This is a genomic window from Yoonia sp. 2307UL14-13, assembly GCF_037572755.1.
Taxonomy (GTDB): Bacteria; Pseudomonadota; Alphaproteobacteria; order Rhodobacterales; family Rhodobacteraceae; genus Yoonia.
Window position 1 is genome coordinate 1,193,252 of record NZ_JBBIFZ010000001.1, and the last position, 14,860, is coordinate 1,208,111.

The following is a 14,860-nucleotide window of genomic DNA, read 5'->3' on the forward strand; positions in this document are numbered from 1 at the left end:
GTCACAATGGCCGGAAACCACATGCAGATTGCATTTCACATCGGGGCAAACTGCACCAACGGTGACCGATTGTTGAAATCCATGCTCAAAAATGCCGACAGGCTCCTGCAAGAGGGTGTCGCGGTCCCCGGCCCCGGTCGTTATCGCAGACTGATCCGCGAAACGATCGCTGCACTTGATGGTGCCGAACCGGACCACAATGCGGGGCAGGTCCTGCTGGATACGATCGTTGAAAACGACGATGTCGATAGGGTCGTGCTGAGCAACGACAACTTTATCAGCGTACCCAACGGTATCTTCAACGATGGCGTCTTTTATGGTCAGGCGCCGACGAAGATACGCACATTGCGGCGCATTTTTCCCGATACCAAAATCGCGCTTTATCTGGCGATCCGCAATCCCGTCACGTTTCTGCAGGAAACGCTGGAACGGTCCGATGCACAATCGCTGCCGGAATATCTGGGGTTGACGCGACCTGACGAAATCCGCTGGTCCGACGTCGTTCGACGGATCAAAGAGGCCGCGCCAGACATCCCCATCGGCATCTGGTGCGACGAGGACAGCCCGCTTTTGTGGGAACAGCTGATCCGCGGCATCACGGGTGCATCCAGCCAGACACCGATCGAAGGCGGGCTGGATATGCTGACCGACATCATCACCCGCCGCGGCATGCGCCGGTTGCAGAACACTTTGGAGCAATCCCCGCCCAAGTCCGAGGCCGACCGGCACGAAATGATCGCGGACATCTGGGAACGACACGCGGTCGCCGAACAAATCGAACACGAGGTTACGCTGGATGATCTCGACGCCGGGATGATTGCGCGAATGACCGAAAACTACGATCGCGACGTCGATGAGATCAGAGGGATGAAAGGGGTCGAGGTGCTGTTGCCGTTCCAATAGGCCCGGCCCGTTCACGCCGCCAACCGGATGTTAACCGGTATGAGCGCAAGGTCCATTCGTTAACAAATCGCAGTGCAATCGCGCGCGAGGGTCCGATGGATTTCTGATGGTTTTCTGATGTAATTCCGACACCGAGAATCGGGAAATATTGAATGTTGATCAATACGTTATACGAGATTCGCGTCGCATCTTGGCTTTTCAAACCAAACGTTAACCGACCCTGAACAAAAAACGCCCGCCAAAACGGCGGGCGTTCAGAAAAATTGGTATTGATGGACCCGCTTAGCGACGCAGACCCAGACGCTTGATCAGGTCCTGATAACGGGCCTCGTCCTTGGCGCGGGTATAGTCCAGCAGCTTGCGGCGCTGCGCGACCATTTTCAAAAGACCACGGCGCCCGTGATTGTCTTTCTTATGGGTCTTGAAGTGCTCGGTCAGCGTCGCGATGCGCGACGACAGGATGGCAACCTGAACCTCTGGCGAACCGGTATCGCCGTCCTTGGTTGCGAAATCTTTCATGATCTTTGCTTTGTCTTCAGCAGTGATCGACATCGGGGTCTCCTTGGTTAAGGGTGAATGGCGCGATCCGGGATGTCGTCCAGAAAGGCCCATGGAGGGTTCAGCCACAGCGATTCCCGCCGCGGATGCGTGCTGTTAAGGGCATTTCATCGAAAAGAAAAGGACCTACGCGGCTACAAGCGTCACTTTCGCCACGTCGAGTTCGGTCAGGTTGCTGAACGTCGCCACAACTTCACCATTCGCCAGCAGCGTCAATCCAGCATCTGACAAGGCCGTGGTCAGCTCCGGCGCCTCGCCCTCATAGCTGATTTCGACCGAATCTTCTTCAGGATCAAAGTCAGCCACGACGGCATCGCCACCGGCAAGCGAAAATTGATCGGTCCCGCTGCCACCGTGGTAATGATCACCCGCATCACCGCGCAGAATGTCATCGCCTGCACCTCCGTTCAGATAGTCGCGATCTGCGTCGCCCCGGTCCTCGATCAGATCATCGCCAGAGCCACCATGCATCGTGTCGGCACCCGCGCCACCAAAGAGTGAATCATTGCCCAGCGACCCCAGCAAGGCATCATCGCCCCCCTCGCCCTTCAGGACATCGTCACCGCTACCGCCATTCAGATCATCATCGCCCGACCCACCGGTCATGACATCATCCCCGACATGACCGAACAACAGATCATCGCCTGCCTGACCTTCCAGAACATCATCGCCACGCCCGCCGTGCAGTTCGTCGTCACCAGCACCACCGATCAAGTGATCATCACCGTCCTGCCCATTGACGAAATCATCGCCGCTGCCTGCGACAACCGTTTCATCCCCATCACCGGCATAGATCACCGTATCATCGTCAGGTTCGGCCATCACGTCATCAAGCGGTGTGACCTCATCGTCCTTGTCATCATCGAGGTCCGGCGTCGTCTGCACTTCATCCTCATCACCGAAATCGATCATCAGCGCGCCCATCGCCACGCCCATCAAACCCAGAATTGCAAACATCGCGTTCGCTTCCTTACGCAGCCGCCCCCGACCGTTATGATAGCGCCATATCACGAAGCCTCTGAAAACTCGCCGAAAATCCGGATGTAAGGTTAACGGAACCAGAGGACTGGCTGCTGATCGTAACGGAGGTAAAGCGGATGGCGCGGATGTCCGTGCTTGGTCAGGCCCAGCGTGTAGATCGGGCCATCCAGCTTGGCTTTCACGGCCTCCCCACGCCCCAGCAAATCACCATGCACGCCCCATGCCGCAATGACCTGATCGGCCCAGGCGACCGCCTCTTGAATGGTCGGATCATTCGCCACCCCGATGGGCTCTGCAGCGGCGCGCAAGTCTCTTGGGTCCGTGGCGCGCCAGGCAAACAGGTTCACGACGCGAAACGCGCCAAATCCCAAGGCGACGGCCCGCCGCTGACAGCGCTCGATCGTCGGATCATTGGCAAGCTCGGTCGCCTTCGACGGGTTCAGCATGATGAACACCAGCCGCTTTCCGGCACCCCATTCCCGCGTCAGCGCATAACGATACATCTCACATTCGGAATAAACGGCAGACGAATGCACACCATCAGCCTCATGCACCCGCATCCGTAAGGTGGGTTTCAACCCACCCTAGCCCACAAAAACACGGGCCGGCTGCATCTCACCCCCGCGATAGGTGCCGACAGCGATCGCCTGCCCCTCGTAAGAGGCCCAGACCTCTTCCCCATACTCCACATCCGACGCGATCACGTTTGCCGGATTGCCATTGCGCAGCTTCGCAACGCTCTCGGCCAAACACCGAACCTCTGGCAGGTCGACCAACCCTGTCTCAAGCGGCAGCAGATGCGCATCCAGTTCCGGCTTTTGCGCCAAATCGTCGACCTGCTCCATCGACACGCCTTCTTCGGCCCTGAACGGCCCCGACCATGTCCTGCGCAACCTTACGACATGAGCGTGACAACCCAAAGCCTCGCCCAGATCACGGGCAATCGCCCGGACATAACCGCCCTTGCCGCAGACCATCTCAAGCACCGCGTGATCGATATCCGGGCGGTCGACCAATAGCAGTTCCTCGACCCACAATGGCCGCGCAGCAAGGGTCATATCCTCGCCCTCTCGCGCCTTCTTGTAGGCCCGTTCGCCGTTAACCTTGACGGCCGAAAATTGGGGTGGCACCTGCATGATGTCACCCACAAAGGCGCCCAAAGCGGCTTTGATCGCGGCATCATCCGGTCGCTGATCGCTCTCGGCAATCACCTCACCCTCGGCATCATCCGTATTCGTGGCCTGCCCCAGCCGGATCGTAAACGTATAGGCCTTCAACGCATCGGTCACATAAGGCACGGTTTTCGTCGCCTCGCCCAAGGCCACGGCCAGCACCCCCGTCGCCTCGGGGTCCAGCGTGCCCGCATGGCCCGCCTTCTTGGCCTGCAACGCCCAACGCACCTTGTTGACGACTGCGGTCGAGGTCACGCCGGCCGGTTTATCCACCACCAGCCAGCCCGAAATATCGCGACCTTTGCGTTTACGTGCCATCGGCCCTAGCTCATGCCCAGCGCTTGTTTATACATATCCAGCACCGCTTCCTGCTCGGCCACTTCGTCGCGGTCACGCTTGCGCAGGCTCACCAAGGCGCGCAGCGCTTTCTGGTCGTAACCGCGGCCTTTGCTTTCGGCATAGACCTCTTTGATCTGGTCGGCGATGTCCTTCTTTTCCTGCTCCAGCCGTTCGATCCGCTCGACGAATTGGCGCAGTTCGTCTGCAGCCACCCGATAATTCGCGGAACCCGTATCCTCGGTCACATCATCCATCACTTCGTCCTCATCCTTGCGCTTTCGCACTCCCTAGCCCCGCCCCCGAAAACCCGCAACCCTTGCAGCGCCAGTCAGCGCGAGATACGCCCGGCGGCAAGCAGGAGAGTGTTCATGGAATATGTCGTTTGGGGCGGGGCCGTGCTGTCATTGCTGGGTCTGGTCGGGATCATCTACAGCATCGTCGCCGTCAGCCGTGCCCGGAAATCAGGGCTCAGTGACGAGGAATTGCGGACCCGGATCGGTAGAGTCCTTCCCATAAACCTTGGCGCGCTCTTCGTTTCGACAATCGGCTTGATGGCCGTCATCGTCGGGATCATGTTGGGCTGAATACTGGGGAGACGTACAACATGGATCTAGGACAAACCGAACGGCTGAAACCCATCCTCGCCGCAGTCAAGGCGATGGTCACGGATGAGATAGCACCGTTGGACGCCGCGTTTCTGGCCGAGGTCGACAAAGGTCATCGCTGGACTTTCACCGACAGGCAAACGGAAATCCTCGAAGGGCTCAAAGCGGCGGCGAAGGCGCGGGATCTTTGGAATTTCTGGGACACATTTCGCGACGGCCCGAAGCTCAATACAGTCGAATATGCCTATCTGGCCGAGGAGATGGGCAAAAGCCACCTTGCCGCCGAGGTGTTCAACTGCAACGCCCCCGACACCGGCAACATGGAGGTCTTTGCCCGCTACGGTACCGAGGCTATGAAAAAGGAATGGCTGGCGCCGTTGATGGCGGGTGACATCAGGTCGGCCTATTTGATGACCGAACCCGACGTCGCCAGTTCGGACGCCACCAATATCAGCATGCGTTGTGAAATAGACGGCGACCACTACGTTCTGAACGGCGAAAAATGGTGGGCTACGGGGGCGGGCGACCCGCGCTGCGCAGTCTATATCGTCATGGTCCACACCGGCGGCGACGAAAAGCACCGCCAGCATTCCATGATCGTCGTTCCCGCCGACACGCCCGGCATCACCAAACTGCGCGCCATGGAGGTGTTCGGCCACGACGATGCACCGCATGGTCACATGCATTTCCGTTTCGAAAACGTGCGGGTGCCCGCCGAGAACATGCTGGTCGGTGAAGGCGCCGGATTTCAGATCGCGCAAGGCCGCCTTGGCCCCGGGCGCATCCACCATTGCATGCGGGCGATCGGACAAGCGGAATATGCGCTGGAAGCGATGTGCAAACGGTCCGTGAGCCGCAAGGCGTTCGGGAAGCCGCTCGCGCAGCTTGGTGAAAACTTCGACCTGATCGCGAAGGCCCGCATGGATATCGAACAGGCCCGCCTGCTGTGCCTGAAGGCTGCATGGATGATGGATCAAGGGGACAAGAAAGCCGCCGCGCCATGGATAAGCCAGATCAAGGTCGTCGCCCCGCAGGTCGCGCTAAATGTGACCGATCTGGCGATCCAGATGCATGGCGCCGCGGGCGTGTCACAAGACACCACGCTCGCGCGGCAATGGACCCACCTGCGCACGTTGCGGCTTGCCGACGGCCCCGACGCGGTGCATCGCCGTCAGGTCGCACGGGCCGAGCTCGCCCATTACATGCCCGGACAGAAGACCTCGTAAAGCCGTTCGAGGATCGGGCGGACCCGCGGGTCTGACAGCGAATAGCGCATGCTGCGACCCTGTCTTTCGCAACTGACGAGCCCCTCGCTGCGCAACCGCAAAAGCTGGCCCGAGACGTAAGACTGGCTTGCCCCGAGTGCATTTTCCAGTTCCCCGACCGACAAATCGCCCGGCACCAGCGCACAAAGAATGCGCAAACGACCTGGGTTAGAAAGCGCCTTTAACATCTCGGCGGCCTCCTCTGCCGCCGCATCCATGGCATCGGGTGTGACCTGGGCCAATTCCGCCATCGGCACGTCTCCTTGATCGCAAAACATTCCAATATTGAAATGTAAAATATTTGTATTACTCTCTGTACCAGAGGAGATTCGAAATGACACCTGTTGTGAAGGCCTTCTTCGATTCAGCGACGAATACTGTGTCCTACATCGTGCAGGACCCGCAGGGGCGGGATTGCGCGATCATCGACAGTGTTCTTGATTATGATCAAGCAGCGGGGCGGACCAATACCGCCTCGGCGGATGAGATCATTGCCTGGGTGCGCGATCATGACCTACAGGTGAAATGGATCCTTGAAAGCCATGTGCACGCGGATCACCTGTCCGCCGCGCCCTATCTGCAAGAACATCTGGGCGGCAAGATCGGGATCGGGGCGAATATCACCATCGTCCAGAACACGTTCGGAAAGGTGTTCAACGAAGGGACCGAATTCCAGCGCGACGGATCGCAATTCGACGCGCTGTTCGAGGATGGCGACAGCTTTCATATCGGGCAGATGCGGGCGGATGTGTTGCACACGCCCGGCCATACCCCGGCCTGCCTGACTTATGTGATCGGTGATGCGGCCTTTGTGGGCGACACGCTGTTCATGCCGGATTTCGGCACCGCGCGCTGTGACTTTCCGGGCGGGTCGGCTGAGGACCTTTATGCCTCGATCCAGAAAATCCTGTCGCTCCCTGATGAGACGCGGATTTTCGTCGGCCACGACTACAAGGCACCCGGCCGGGACGAATTCGCCTGGGAAACCACCGTCGGCGAACAGAAGGCGCTGAACGTGCATATCGGCGCGGGCCGCGCGATGGAGGATTTCGTGGCCATGCGCAAGGAACGCGATGCGGGCCTGGGCATGCCGCGCCTGATCCTGCCTTCATTGCAGACGAACATGCGGGCGGGGCATTTCCCCGAACCCGAAGACAACGGACAACGCTACTTCAAGGTGCCCATCGACGGGCTCTGACACCACTGACGAAAGACGAACATGCAAACAGATTGGCTACTGAGCCTCGCCGGCGGCGGGCTCATCGGGATTGCTGCGGCCATTTTCCTGCTGGTGAACGGACGGATCATGGGGGCGTCCGGCGTGCTGGGTGGCCTTGTCGATGGCAGTGGGCGCGGCGATTGGGCGGAACGGGCGGCGCTGCTGGTCGGACTGGTTGTGGCCCCGTCGATCATTTTCGCAATCACGAGGCACGGTGCGACCCATCTGACCGAGAATATACCCTTGATCATCACCGCCGGTTTGTGCGTCGGTTTTGGCACGCGGCTGGCCAATGGTTGCACGTCGGGCCACGGCGTCTGCGGGATATCGCGACTTTCACTGCGCGGGCTGGTCGCAACCGGCATCTATGTAATGGCCGGCATCGGCACAGTCACACTTTTGCGGACGTTTTGGGGGATCATCTAATGCGGATCATCATCGCGTTTTTCGTCGGCAGCCTGTTCGGCACGGGTCTTTTGCTGTCCGGTATGACCGATACACGCAAGGTCCAGGGCTGGCTCGATCCTTTCGGGGCATGGGACCCGACATTGGCCTTTGTGATGGGTGGAGCAATCTTGCCGATGGCTATCGCTTGGCGCTTTACCAGAGGACGCAGACCTGTGTTGGGTACGGCCTTCCCCACCCCGCCCACGCAAGAGTTGGGACGTGATCTTGTATTGGGGTCGGTCCTGTTCGGCATCGGTTGGGGCCTTGCCGGGTTGTGCCCCGGCCCTGCGATCGCGTCACTTGGTTTCGGTGGTCAGCGCGGATTTGCCTTCGTCGCCGCGATGCTGACGGGCATGGCTCTGACCCCTGCCCTCGCGGCGCGTCTGGACCGCGCGGCATCCGCACTCTAAAACGCAGCCCATGGATATTCGCCCGCTTAGCCCCGCTTATGCCGTCTCGCCCCAAATCGGGGTTGAGGATATTCCCGCCATCATCGCTGCCGGTTACAGCACCATTATCTGCAACCGCCCGGATGCCGAAGTACCGCCAAGCCATCAGGCGGCTGCGATCGAGGCCGCGGCCAAAGCTGCCGGGTTGGCCTTTGTCATTATTCCGGTCACGCATCAAAGTCTGAACATGGAAATGGTGAACGAACAGCGCGCCGCACAGGACGCAGCCGACGGCCCGGTACTTGCATACTGCGCATCGGGCACGCGGTCGTCGATCGTGTGGTCGCTGTCGCAGGCAGATGCAATGTCAGCAGATGACATCATCAGCGCGACAACGTCAGCAGGGTACAGCCTTGACGGCCTGCGCCCGCAGCTTGAGGCGCTGGCCAAAGCCTAACGGCAGAGCCGCCGCAGCGAAGATATCAATAAAAATTCGGCCGCGCAGAATAAATGCGCGGGTGATGCGTACTCCACATAATGAAACATTTATGTGGGATTAGAAAAATGGTTTTTGCACGCGGAAAACACGGCTTTAGCGAAAGATTTCAAAGGGCCTACGACAAATTTTATCGGCCTGGCGACCTGCTTCCCGGGCATCGCAGGCTTCAACTTCAATCAGCTTTCCAGACCAGCACGTTCATTTACGGCTCAACCGGGCCCGATGCCCTGCACTCTAACGAAGATAACGAAGGAAGCAGTGTGGCACATGCTTTCTCACTCTTGGTGACGAACGCGCAGACGAAAATCCAAAACAAGATCGATAACGATGAACCGGTCAGCGACGCCGCATTGCAGCTGGTCCGCCGTCAATTCAAACTGTACGATCCGGGCGCGCGTGTCATTTCCTATGTTCAAAAGAACCATCAGATGATGGATATGTATTTTGGAATTGAAAACGGCATGTTCCGTTTGCGCAAACCAATTATTGCCGAGTTTATTCACTATGCCATGGGATACGATCAAATGGGCGTCCCCTTTGATCGCAATATGTCCGGCATGGATGCATATCGTAGAGCGTTTGGTGCCAATGCGGAAGGATGGAAAGAAAGCGCGGATAACGTGAAGTATTATGGTCAATCGGCGACCAAAGAAATCTCAAAGATCATCAGGGAAGCGATACAGCGTTGGGGCGGGCGTTTGATTTTCGAAGGGCAAGGCGTGTACGGCGCCAATGTTTTTGATCTTCAAAACGGTCGCGACACCGATACAGCCCTCGAATTGCGGTCCATCTTGCCCAATTTCGTCGCGGCGGCGGGCCCCATCGCCCCTTTCGGTAACGGTTTCGTCAAGTTTCACTGGGGTGGCGAACCCACCCGCCCGACACGGGCGCATTTTTTGACGAATTGGAATTGGAACCGGAAATACACACATACAATTCATAACCGCGTCCTCAGCTCGCATCTTGAACGGATGCTCAGCCCCAACCACGGTCTGTCGCAGTTGTGGAACGGCCTGCCAAACTTCCCCGCGGGTCTGTTGCAGCAAGTTGCGACAATACCTGGCATACAACGACTTGGCGGGAACGCCACAACATCTGACCAGATGAGAGGCGCGATTGCTTTGCTCACTGCGGCAATCACCGAAAGGGTCGGATTGCGGACACCCCGCCCGTTCAAAATGCCGGACCCGGCTGCGCTGCAGCCAAATCCGGTCGTATGACGACGTGTAAATAGGTATTTCTCGGGCATTCCGAGAAATACCGTGCCGCCGTCGCAATGTGGGCAAATGCCAAAACAGATTCGGGACGTAAGATCTACAACCCCTTCGCCCGATAGCTGTCGGCCACCTTCCGGATCGACACCAGATAGGCCGCTGTCCGCAAATCATCGACATCTTCGCGGCTGTGCCAGACCTCGCGCATGGCCTGATACGCCGCGCGCATCGTATCATCGAGGCCGGACCGGACAAGTTCCAGCTCTCCTGCACCGCGCAGATACTTGTCCTTGAAACCAGCCGACAACGTCCACTTGATAGTGCTGTCGTTGCTGATCCGCTCCAGTTCATCCACGATCAACTGGTGGCGGCTTTCCTCGGCCCGGCGTTGCATCCGGCCAAAGCGGATATGGGACAGGTTCTTGACCCATTCGAAGTACGACACCGTCACACCACCGGCATTCGCATACATGTCGGGGATGATCACACAGCCTTTGTTACGCAGGATATCATCCGCACCCGCGGTGACCGGGCCATTTGCGGCCTCGATGATCAGCGGTGCCTTGATGCGCTCTGCATTGGATAGGTTGATCACACCTTCCAGCGCGGCAGGGATCAAAATGTCGCATTCGGCTTCCAACAGCGCGCCGCCGTCGGTGTGATGGCTCGCGTCCGGATAGCCGGTGATCCCGCCGTGCTTGACGATCCAACTATGTACCGCATCCACGTCCAGCCCGTTCTCATTATGCAAGGCGCCGTCGCGTTCGATGATTCCGGTGATCTTGGCGCCGTCCTCTTCAGACAGGAACTTGGCCGCGTGATAGCCCACATTACCCAACCCCTGCACGATGATACGCTTGCCATCCAACTTACCGGATAGATTTGCGGCCTTCACGTCTTCGGGGTAGCGAAAGAACTCCTGCAGGGCATATTGCACACCGCGCCCGGTGGCTTCGACCCGGCCCGCGATCCCCCCTGCATTGGGCGGTTTACCGGTGACACAGGCGGTGCCGTTGATATCTGTCGTGTTCATCCGTTTGAATTGGTCGGCGATCCACGCCATCTCTCGCTCTCCCGTGCCCATGTCGGGGGCGGGCACGTTTTGGGCAGGGTTGATCAGGTCACGCTTGATCAGCTCATACGCAAAACGGCGGGTGATCAATTCCATCTCGTGTTCGTCCCATTCGCGGGGGTCGATACAGAGACCACCCTTGGAACCACCGAACGGCGCTTCGACCAGCGCGCATTTATATGTCATCAGCGCAGCCAGCGCCTCGACCTCGTCCTGATTGACGGCGAGTGAATAGCGGATCCCGCCCTTGACCGGCTCCATATGTTCGGAATGAACCGAGCGATAGCCGGTGAATGTATGGATGTCGCCGCGCAGGCGGACCCCGAACCGCACCGTATATGTTGCGTTGCAGACCCTGATCTTCTGCTCCAGCCCCGGGCTTAGATCCATCAGGGCCACGGCCCGGTTGAACATCATATCGACGGATTGGCGAAAGCTTGGTTCCTTGATCTGGTCATGCGCTGTCATCACTGTTCCTTCCTGCTGGTCCGGGTGCCCGAAATGCCCCTGCGTCACCTTAAACCCGATTCGGCAAAATGTGCTCAAAATACGGGCGTGATGGGTAAAAAGGGCAGATTTTCGGTAGCTTAGACATTAACCAAGTCGCAAAAGCGTGGTATTTTGTTTCGTCTGGCTGGACAGTGGCGATGATGTCTTGGGAATGTCGAAAATAAGGCCCAAACTGTGGGGGAAAGCTGCCAAAGCCGCCCCATTTTTGCCACAGGAGGGTGATTATTGAGATGTTGGGGATGAATATATGCGTGCTTGGCATTGCCAATGCTATGATCGCAAGACGCCACCGACGAGGGATTGCATGTTGAAGATGAAGTTTTGGACGGACGAATTCAACGACCGCCGCACCAAGATGTGCGCTGGCATTCTACGCCGCTTCGGCCGTGACGAGGATGGGAGCATCATCATCTTCACGATCGTTCTGATGGTGGTGATGCTGGTGATCGGCGGTATGGCCGTCGACTTTATGCGATTTGAATCGCGCCGCGCGCTCCTGCAAAGTGTGTCCGACCGTGCGGTTCTGGCAGCGGCTGAACTGGATCAGGACAAGGATCGGGCGACTGTTGTCACCGATTACTTTGAAAAGGCCGGTTTTGGTGGCGCTATCATTGGAACGCCTTCCGTAAAAGGTTCGACTGGTAGCAAATCGGTGACAGTCCGTTCGGCCGTTGATGTCGGAACATTTTATCTTCGGTTCGTCGGCATCGATACGTTGACAGCACCTGCTGTTTCATCGGCCATCGAAGGAACTGGCGACATTGAGATATCACTTGTTTTGGATATCTCCGGGTCAATGGGTGAGAATGGCGGCGCGCTCGACGACGATGACAATCCGACCGCTGAAACGAAGTTAGACCTGCTGAAAGAGGCAGCAACTAATTTTAACAACAGGCTGCTCGTAGCTGACTACCAAGATCAAATCTCCATCTCTTTGGTGGCCTATACTGCACACGTCAATCTTGGCGCACACATCTTTAACGCAATAAACACGACTCCACCTACTCGTTGGGATACGTCTCAGTGGGAGGCTGGAGAAGCAGACGAGGACACGCCGGGTGCGAGGATTTCGGTACCGACGCCCGACGACAAAACTGAAGTTATCATTTATACTGGCGAATCCGAAGACGATCCAGTTTATACCAGCTTCACAAATCCGGCTCATTGTGTGGACATTCCGGAATCTGAATTCGGAAGTACTAATTGGGATAGCACGCTGGAGCTTCAGCAGGTTGAGTTTTACGATCCCTACGGCAGTTCAACTGGCGGACCGGTGAGACCGATCTGTCCGACAGAAACTTTCGAAGCTATTATTCCGCTATCGCAGAATGCGGCGATACTGAATGCTGCAATTAACTCGTACCAACCCCGAACGACAACCTCGATTCACGACGGCATGAAGTGGGGAGTGAATATGCTTGATCCGTCGTTCAGAACGATTCTTTCGAGCGCCCCCCTGGCCGATCCTGCCTTCCGCGGCGTTCGCCCCTCTAACTTTGCAACTGATGCATCCACACTCGATACAAAGAAATTCGTCATTCTCTTGACTGATGGTGCGAACTTCCAAGGCTTCCGACTGAAGCAGGATGACAGCTTTGGCGATGATCGTTCTTACGAAAATGTACGTCAGCGTGTCTTTTGGAATGACCATAGCTACGAGGCTTGGAATAACTTAGACTCGGATGATCGTGAGCCCTTTCCAAACTATACATTCGAAACCAAGGGCCCAAGTGTGACGGACAAGAATAGAATGCTACAGAGCATCTGCGATGCAGCGAAAGACAGTGGCGTGATCGTCTACACCATCGCGATGAATGCAGATACGGAAGAAAATCGTGACGATGGCATCAGTGGTGTCGAGGCGATGCAAAACTGCGCAACCGTATTGAGAGAAGGTCAACCGAACGCAGAGCGTCTATTCTACGACACGACCGAAAATTCAATCGATAACATATTCCAGGCAATCGCCGATCAGATCGTCGATCTGAGGTTGAGCTTGTGATGTTTGCGCATCTACCTAAACTGAACTTTCTGCGCCGGTTCACCCGCGAAGAAAACGGCGGTGCTACGGTCGAATTCGTGATCGTCTTTGCCACCTTCATGGGCTTTCTGTTGATGATCATCGAAAGCGGTATCCTGTCGGTACGTCATGTCATGCTGGAACGGGGTGTCGATATGGCGGTGCGTGAGGTGCGGATCGGGCGCTTGTCCGACCCATCACGTGAGACATTGGCTGAAAAGATATGCGAATTTGCGGGTATTATTCCGAATTGTGAACGCCAACTAGCCGTTGAAATGGTCGTCAGAGATCTCCGGGATTGGGAAGCCCTTCCCCCAGGAATAAAATGCACCGATCTCAGTGCAGATGAGCAACCGAAGTACAACTTTACCAATGGCGCAAACAACCAGCTTGTGTTCCTGCGTGCGTGCGTCCGGTTCAGACCTGTCATGCCGACCGCACGGCTGGGTAAGGCGCTGATACAAGGCCAGGGCAGTTCTACTCAGGCACAGGGTACATACGCACTCGTAGCGACTTCGGCGTATGTCGTGGAGCCATATAAGGACGAAGGTGACGAAGACTCATGAGAGATTTCTTCAAAAAGTTCGCCCACGAAGAAAGCGGCAGCGCGTCAATCGAATTGTTACTGTGCGTGCCGATCATTTTTTGGGTATTGTTGTCTACGATCGTGTATTTCGACGCCTTCGAAAACGAGGCGATCAGCACCCGCGCCAGTCTGACGATTGCGGATATGATCAGCCGCGAAGATGCGACGATCGATAATGCCTACATCAACAATGCGGCCAGGCTGCTTACTGACTTGACTGAAACGGAAAGAACCCCGGAATTGCGGGTCACCGTGTTCCGGTACCGTAACAGCGATAATAACTACCAAGTGCGCTGGTCGCGGACGTCCAATGTCGGTGGCGTGCAGGGTTATGGTGGACAGCGCGTGACAACCTCAATGTTGCGAAGCCGTGAATTCAAAAATCGTTTGCCAATCATGTCTGACCAAGAGCGTGCAATTCTTATCGAAACGCGGACGCAGTACGAACCACTTTTGTCAGCAATCTCGATTTCGCCAATACTTGCGGTCGGAAATCTTGATGATGTGGAATTCAATACGTTTACGGTCATCAGCCCGCGATTTACCAATTCGGTCTGCATGGAGCGGTCGGGGGGGCGTTCTCCTCGCTGCTAATTCCGCGCCGACACACGAAAAGCGATTTGTTCGGCCATGAACTTGGCCTGACCCGCTGATGTGACGCCCCCTACCCCGACACGGCGCCCCAATCGCCACCAAAGCCCCGGTGCCCACGCCCGGGGCTTTTTGCTGTGCAAAACCAGCGTGAACCCGTTCGATGGTTTGAACGCAAACGCCCCGCGATCGACCTCGCGCACATCCGCGATCTCTGCCAGGATCCGCCCGTCACCGTCGCGCAGATCGTTTTCGGTAAGCAGGATCACGCCGCGGGTCGCCCAGCGCAAACGCTCGGCCAACCACAACGATGCGAGGCCCATGGCCAGCATCATGACCGCCCAGCCGATCGCAGGGGGCTGCGCGAGGGGCAGGTAGATCAGGATCACACCAAGCGCCAGCAAGACACCATAGCCAAAGGCGCGCCGACCCGGCGACGCGCCGACCCGCGCATAAATACCGTCTTCATCCGGCGTGAACATCATGCCCC

At 57.3% G+C, this 14,860-nt stretch carries 19 protein-coding genes; 11 read left to right on the plus strand and 8 right to left on the minus strand.

Annotation, left to right across the window (positions count from 1 at the left end; all coding sequences use genetic code 11):
• Positions 1 to 21: 21 nt before the first annotated feature.
• On the plus strand, positions 22 to 903 hold the full coding sequence (locus V8J85_RS06140) for a hypothetical protein (protein ID WP_339952796.1): 882 nt from the start codon (positions 22 to 24) through the stop codon (positions 901 to 903).
• A gap of 282 nt (positions 904 to 1,185) precedes the next feature.
• On the opposite strand, the gene rpsO is transcribed toward V8J85_RS06140, so the two are convergent.
• From rpsO to V8J85_RS06165, 5 genes are all read right to left on the minus strand, one after another.
• The gene (rpsO, locus tag V8J85_RS06145) at positions 1,186 to 1,455 is read right to left on the minus strand and encodes a 30S ribosomal protein S15 (RefSeq protein ID WP_339952797.1); all 270 of its coding nucleotides are present in this window, start codon (positions 1,453 to 1,455) and stop codon (positions 1,186 to 1,188) included.
• 132 nt (positions 1,456 to 1,587) lie between these two features.
• On the minus strand, positions 1,588 to 2,418 hold the full coding sequence (locus V8J85_RS06150) for a calcium-binding protein (RefSeq protein ID WP_339952798.1): 831 nt from the start codon (positions 2,416 to 2,418) through the stop codon (positions 1,588 to 1,590).
• 92 nt (positions 2,419 to 2,510) lie between these two features.
• A complete protein-coding gene (locus V8J85_RS06155) occupies positions 2,511 to 3,002 on the minus strand; it encodes a DUF1643 domain-containing protein (protein ID WP_339953078.1) in 492 nt (163 codons plus the stop codon).
• Positions 3,003 to 3,026: 24 nt separating this feature from the next.
• A complete protein-coding gene (gene truB, locus V8J85_RS06160; protein ID WP_339952799.1) occupies positions 3,027 to 3,932 on the minus strand; it encodes a tRNA pseudouridine(55) synthase TruB in 906 nt (301 codons plus the stop codon).
• A gap of 5 nt (positions 3,933 to 3,937) precedes the next feature.
• Positions 3,938 to 4,207: a DUF2312 domain-containing protein gene (locus tag V8J85_RS06165; RefSeq protein ID WP_339952800.1), complete on the minus strand. Its 270-nt coding sequence runs from the start codon at positions 4,205 to 4,207 to the stop codon at positions 3,938 to 3,940.
• A gap of 114 nt (positions 4,208 to 4,321) precedes the next feature.
• Here V8J85_RS06165 and V8J85_RS06170 point away from each other — a divergent pair, with 114 nt between their 5' ends.
• Entirely contained in the window at positions 4,322 to 4,537 is a 216-nt protein-coding gene (locus tag V8J85_RS06170; protein ID WP_339952801.1) for a hypothetical protein, read from the plus strand.
• 20 nt (positions 4,538 to 4,557) lie between these two features.
• Positions 4,558 to 5,784 (plus strand): acyl-CoA dehydrogenase family protein, encoded by a 1,227-nt coding sequence (locus tag V8J85_RS06175; RefSeq protein ID WP_339952802.1) that lies wholly within the window; start codon positions 4,558 to 4,560, stop codon positions 5,782 to 5,784.
• Here V8J85_RS06175 and V8J85_RS06180 read toward each other — a convergent pair.
• Positions 5,757 to 6,074 carry an ArsR/SmtB family transcription factor gene (locus tag V8J85_RS06180; RefSeq protein ID WP_339952803.1) on the minus strand — a complete coding sequence of 106 codons (318 nt, stop codon included), beginning with the start codon at positions 6,072 to 6,074 and terminating at the stop codon, positions 5,757 to 5,759. The two genes, V8J85_RS06175 and V8J85_RS06180, sit on opposite strands and share 28 nt — an antisense overlap.
• An 83-nt stretch (positions 6,075 to 6,157) precedes the next feature.
• On the opposite strand from V8J85_RS06180, the gene V8J85_RS06185 reads away from it, so the two are divergent.
• The 5 genes from V8J85_RS06185 to V8J85_RS06205 all read left to right on the plus strand — a co-directional run bounded on the left by V8J85_RS06185 (position 6,158) and on the right by V8J85_RS06205 (position 9,597).
• A complete protein-coding gene (locus V8J85_RS06185; protein WP_339952804.1) occupies positions 6,158 to 7,021 on the plus strand; it encodes an MBL fold metallo-hydrolase in 864 nt (287 codons plus the stop codon).
• Between the two features lie 21 nt (positions 7,022 to 7,042).
• Positions 7,043 to 7,468, plus strand: a complete 426-nt coding sequence (locus V8J85_RS06190; RefSeq protein ID WP_339952805.1) for a YeeE/YedE family protein — start codon at positions 7,043 to 7,045, stop codon at positions 7,466 to 7,468.
• Positions 7,468 to 7,899 carry a DUF6691 family protein gene (locus V8J85_RS06195; RefSeq protein WP_339952806.1) on the plus strand — a complete coding sequence of 144 codons (432 nt, stop codon included), beginning with the start codon at positions 7,468 to 7,470 and terminating at the stop codon, positions 7,897 to 7,899. The genes V8J85_RS06190 and V8J85_RS06195 overlap by 1 nt, the downstream gene beginning before the upstream one ends.
• 10 nt (positions 7,900 to 7,909) lie before the next feature.
• The gene (locus V8J85_RS06200; RefSeq protein ID WP_339952807.1) at positions 7,910 to 8,335 is read left to right on the plus strand and encodes a TIGR01244 family sulfur transferase; all 426 of its coding nucleotides are present in this window, start codon (positions 7,910 to 7,912) and stop codon (positions 8,333 to 8,335) included.
• Positions 8,336 to 8,637: 302 nt separating this feature from the next.
• Complete coding sequence (locus V8J85_RS06205; RefSeq protein ID WP_339952808.1) at positions 8,638 to 9,597, plus strand: hypothetical protein; 960 nt, start codon at positions 8,638 to 8,640, stop codon at positions 9,595 to 9,597.
• 94 nt (positions 9,598 to 9,691) lie between these two features.
• On the opposite strand, the gene V8J85_RS06210 is transcribed toward V8J85_RS06205, so the two are convergent.
• Positions 9,692 to 11,131, minus strand: coding sequence for a Glu/Leu/Phe/Val family dehydrogenase (locus V8J85_RS06210; RefSeq protein WP_339952809.1), 1,440 nt, complete (start codon positions 11,129 to 11,131; stop codon positions 9,692 to 9,694).
• 346 nt (positions 11,132 to 11,477) lie between these two features.
• Between V8J85_RS06210 and V8J85_RS06215 the strand changes: the two genes are divergently transcribed.
• From V8J85_RS06215 to V8J85_RS06225, 3 genes are read left to right on the plus strand one after another with little or no spacing between them, the layout of a single operon-like run.
• Positions 11,478 to 13,175, plus strand: coding sequence for a pilus assembly protein (locus V8J85_RS06215; protein WP_339952810.1), 1,698 nt, complete (start codon positions 11,478 to 11,480; stop codon positions 13,173 to 13,175).
• Positions 13,175 to 13,759: a TadE/TadG family type IV pilus assembly protein gene (locus V8J85_RS06220; protein ID WP_339952811.1), complete on the plus strand. Its 585-nt coding sequence runs from the start codon at positions 13,175 to 13,177 to the stop codon at positions 13,757 to 13,759. Before V8J85_RS06215 ends, V8J85_RS06220 begins: the two co-directional genes overlap by 1 nt.
• A complete protein-coding gene (locus tag V8J85_RS06225) occupies positions 13,756 to 14,373 on the plus strand; it encodes a hypothetical protein (protein ID WP_339952812.1) in 618 nt (205 codons plus the stop codon). The genes V8J85_RS06220 and V8J85_RS06225 overlap by 4 nt, the downstream gene beginning before the upstream one ends.
• On the opposite strand, the gene V8J85_RS06230 is transcribed toward V8J85_RS06225, so the two are convergent.
• Positions 14,370 to 14,855 carry a hypothetical protein gene (locus tag V8J85_RS06230; protein ID WP_339952813.1) on the minus strand — a complete coding sequence of 162 codons (486 nt, stop codon included), beginning with the start codon at positions 14,853 to 14,855 and terminating at the stop codon, positions 14,370 to 14,372. The genes V8J85_RS06225 and V8J85_RS06230 overlap by 4 nt on opposite strands.
• Between the last annotated feature and the right edge of the window lie 5 nt (positions 14,856 to 14,860).

Excerpts from the sequence above, each read along its gene's own strand:
- V8J85_RS06140 (WP_339952796.1), top strand. The coding sequence starts at position 22 with ATGCAGATTGCATTTCACATCGGGGCAAACTGCACCAACGGTGACCGA.
- rpsO (WP_339952797.1), bottom strand. The coding sequence starts at position 1,455 with ATGTCGATCACTGCTGAAGACAAAGCAAAGATCATGAAAGATTTCGCA.
- V8J85_RS06150 (WP_339952798.1), bottom strand. The coding sequence starts at position 2,418 with ATGTTTGCAATTCTGGGTTTGATGGGCGTGGCGATGGGCGCGCTGATG.
- V8J85_RS06155 (WP_339953078.1), bottom strand. The coding sequence starts at position 3,002 with ATGCGGGTGCATGAGGCTGATGGTGTGCATTCGTCTGCCGTTTATTCC.
- truB (WP_339952799.1), bottom strand. The coding sequence starts at position 3,932 with ATGGCACGTAAACGCAAAGGTCGCGATATTTCGGGCTGGCTGGTGGTG.
- V8J85_RS06165 (WP_339952800.1), bottom strand. The coding sequence starts at position 4,207 with ATGGATGATGTGACCGAGGATACGGGTTCCGCGAATTATCGGGTGGCT.
- V8J85_RS06170 (WP_339952801.1), top strand. The coding sequence starts at position 4,322 with ATGGAATATGTCGTTTGGGGCGGGGCCGTGCTGTCATTGCTGGGTCTG.
- V8J85_RS06175 (WP_339952802.1), top strand. The coding sequence starts at position 4,558 with ATGGATCTAGGACAAACCGAACGGCTGAAACCCATCCTCGCCGCAGTC.
- V8J85_RS06180 (WP_339952803.1), bottom strand. The coding sequence starts at position 6,074 with ATGGCGGAATTGGCCCAGGTCACACCCGATGCCATGGATGCGGCGGCA.
- V8J85_RS06185 (WP_339952804.1), top strand. The coding sequence starts at position 6,158 with ATGACACCTGTTGTGAAGGCCTTCTTCGATTCAGCGACGAATACTGTG.
- V8J85_RS06190 (WP_339952805.1), top strand. The coding sequence starts at position 7,043 with ATGCAAACAGATTGGCTACTGAGCCTCGCCGGCGGCGGGCTCATCGGG.
- V8J85_RS06195 (WP_339952806.1), top strand. The coding sequence starts at position 7,468 with ATGCGGATCATCATCGCGTTTTTCGTCGGCAGCCTGTTCGGCACGGGT.
- V8J85_RS06200 (WP_339952807.1), top strand. The coding sequence starts at position 7,910 with ATGGATATTCGCCCGCTTAGCCCCGCTTATGCCGTCTCGCCCCAAATC.
- V8J85_RS06210 (WP_339952809.1), bottom strand. The coding sequence starts at position 11,131 with ATGACAGCGCATGACCAGATCAAGGAACCAAGCTTTCGCCAATCCGTC.
- V8J85_RS06215 (WP_339952810.1), top strand. The coding sequence starts at position 11,478 with ATGTTGAAGATGAAGTTTTGGACGGACGAATTCAACGACCGCCGCACC.
- V8J85_RS06220 (WP_339952811.1), top strand. The coding sequence starts at position 13,175 with ATGTTTGCGCATCTACCTAAACTGAACTTTCTGCGCCGGTTCACCCGC.
- V8J85_RS06225 (WP_339952812.1), top strand. The coding sequence starts at position 13,756 with ATGAGAGATTTCTTCAAAAAGTTCGCCCACGAAGAAAGCGGCAGCGCG.
- V8J85_RS06230 (WP_339952813.1), bottom strand. The coding sequence starts at position 14,855 with ATGATGTTCACGCCGGATGAAGACGGTATTTATGCGCGGGTCGGCGCG.